Below are 1,131 nucleotides of genomic sequence, written 5' to 3'. Positions count from 1 at the left end.
CCTTGGCAAGGTGGTGTTCTACCACTGAACTACTTCCGCACATTTATTTAATTTAAGATGCGGGTGAAGGGACTTGAACCCCCACGTCATAAGACACTAGATCCTAAGTCTAGCGCGTCTGCCAATTCCGCCACACCCGCGTGTGAATATAACTGGTGAGCCATGAAGGACTCGAACCTTCGACCCTCTGATTAAAAGTCAGATGCTCTACCAACTGAGCTAATGGCTCGTAAATGGCTGGGCTAGCTGGATTCGAACCAACGCATGACGGAGTCAAAGTCCGTTGCCTTACCGCTTGGCTATAGCCCAATAAAAATGGTGGAGGGGGGCAGATTCGAACTGCCGAACCCGAAGGAGCGGATTTACAGTCCGCCGCGTTTAGCCACTTCGCTACCCCTCCGATATAAATGGTGCCGGCAAGAGGACTTGAACCCCCAACCTACTGATTACAAGTCAGTTGCTCTACCAATTGAGCTAAGTCGGCTAAATGGTGGAGGATGACGGGATCGAACCGCCGACCCTCTGCTTGTAAGGCAGATGCTCTCCCAGCTGAGCTAATCCTCCGAATTGCCTGGCAACGTCCTACTCTCACAGGGACAAGGTCCCAACTACCATCGGCGCTAGAGAGCTTAACTTCCGTGTTCGGCATGGGAACGGGTGTGACCTCTTCGCTATCGCCACCAAACCATTGAGAGTGTTCTCTCAAAACTAGATAACAGTAAGCATACATTCAAATTGGTTAAGTCCTCGATCGATTAGTATCTGTCAGCTCCATGTGTCGCCACACTTCCACCTCAGACCTATCAACCTGATCATCTTTCAGGGATCTTACTTCCTTGCGGAATGGGAAATCTCATCTTGAGGGGGGCTTCATGCTTAGATGCTTTCAGCACTTATCCCGTCCGCACATAGCTACCCAGCGATGCCCTTGGCAGAACAACTGGTACACCAGCGGTGCGTCCATCCCGGTCCTCTCGTACTAAGGACAGCTCCTCTCAAATTTCCTGCGCCCGCGACGGATAGGGACCGAACTGTCTCACGACGTTCTGAACCCAGCTCGCGTACCGCTTTAATGGGCGAACAGCCCAACCCTTGGGACCGACTACAGCCCCAGGATGCGATGAGCCGACA

The 1,131-nt window shown here is 52.3% G+C and carries 6 tRNA genes and 2 rRNA genes; all 8 read right to left on the bottom strand.

The features are described 5' to 3' along the window. Positions 1-58 precede the first annotated feature (58 nt). A tRNA-Leu gene (locus tag ACWGKI_RS20870) sits at positions 59-140 on the bottom strand. Positions 141-153: 13 nt separating this feature from the next. Continuing rightward, positions 154-229 (bottom strand) — tRNA-Lys (locus ACWGKI_RS20865). Between the two features lie 5 nt (positions 230-234). Beyond that, a tRNA-Gln gene (locus ACWGKI_RS20860) sits at positions 235-309 on the bottom strand. Between the two features lie 7 nt (positions 310-316). Further along, a tRNA-Tyr gene (locus ACWGKI_RS20855) sits at positions 317-400 on the bottom strand. An 8-nt stretch (positions 401-408) separates the two neighbouring features. Continuing rightward, positions 409-484, bottom strand: a tRNA-Thr gene (locus ACWGKI_RS20850). Between the two features lie 4 nt (positions 485-488). Then, a tRNA-Val gene (locus ACWGKI_RS20845) sits at positions 489-564 on the bottom strand. Positions 565-569: 5 nt separating this feature from the next. Further along, a 5S ribosomal RNA gene (gene rrf / locus ACWGKI_RS20840) occupies positions 570-685 on the bottom strand. Between the two features lie 50 nt (positions 686-735). Then, positions 736-1,131, bottom strand: a 23S ribosomal RNA gene (locus ACWGKI_RS20835); the annotation flags it as partial.

This window comes from Isoptericola sp. NPDC055881 (genome assembly GCF_053615895.1).
This window is presented reverse-complemented; position numbering and strand designations above follow the sequence as displayed.